The organism is Halomonas sp. HP20-15, assembly GCF_033446685.1.
Lineage (GTDB): Bacteria > Pseudomonadota > Gammaproteobacteria > Pseudomonadales > Halomonadaceae > Modicisalibacter.
Map to the genome: position 1 here is coordinate 1 of NZ_JAWQLY010000039.1, position 789 is coordinate 789.

At 64.1% G+C, this 789-nt stretch carries 1 protein-coding gene; it reads right to left on the bottom strand.

Features of this window, described 5'->3' with window-relative positions:
• A partial coding sequence (gene cysD, locus R6258_RS18755; protein WP_318453467.1) for a sulfate adenylyltransferase subunit CysD occupies positions 1 to 789 on the bottom strand: 789 nt, incomplete at both ends.

A 789-nucleotide genomic window follows, 5' to 3' on the forward strand; every position in this document is an offset into this window, starting at 1 on the left:
AGCGTGGCGGCCTTGGATTCCACCGCCCCGGTCAGCGGGTAGCAGCCCAGCGTGCGAAAACGCACCCACTTCTCTTCGGGCACTTCGCCTTCCTCGAGCGGTAGGCGCTCGTCGTCGACCATGATCTGCATGCCGTCGCGCTCGACCACCGGACGCGGGGCGGCGTAGTACAGCGGCACGATGGGGATCGACTCGAGGTAGATGTACTGCCAGATGTCGAGCTCGGTCCAGTTGGAGAGCGGGAACACGCGGATCGATTCGCCCTTGTTGATCTTGGCGTTGTAGATGTTCCACAGCTCGGGACGCTGGTTCTTGGGGTCCCAGCGGTGGTACTTGTCGCGAAACGAGTAGACCCGCTCCTTGGCCCGCGAGGCTTCCTCGTCGCGCCGCGCGCCGCCGAAGGCGGCGTCGAAGCCGTACTTGTCCAGCGCCTGCTTGAGCGACTGGGTCTTCATGATGTCGGTGTACTTGGCGCTGCCGTGCTCGAAGGGGTTGATGCCCGCGGCGCGGCCTTCCTCGTTGATGTGCTCGATCAGTTCCATGCCGACCTCTTGGGCCATGCGATCGCGGAACTCGATCATCTCGCGGAACTTCCAGGTGGTGTTGACGTGCATCAGCGGGAACGGCGGCGTGCCCGGGTAGAAGGCCTTGCGCGCCAGGTGCAGCATCACCGAGGAGTCCTTGCCGATCGAGTAGAGCATGACCGGGTTGCGGAACTCGGCGGCCACTTCGCGGATGATGTGGATCGACTCGGCTTCGAGCTGCTTGAGGTGAGTCTGGCGTTCGGGG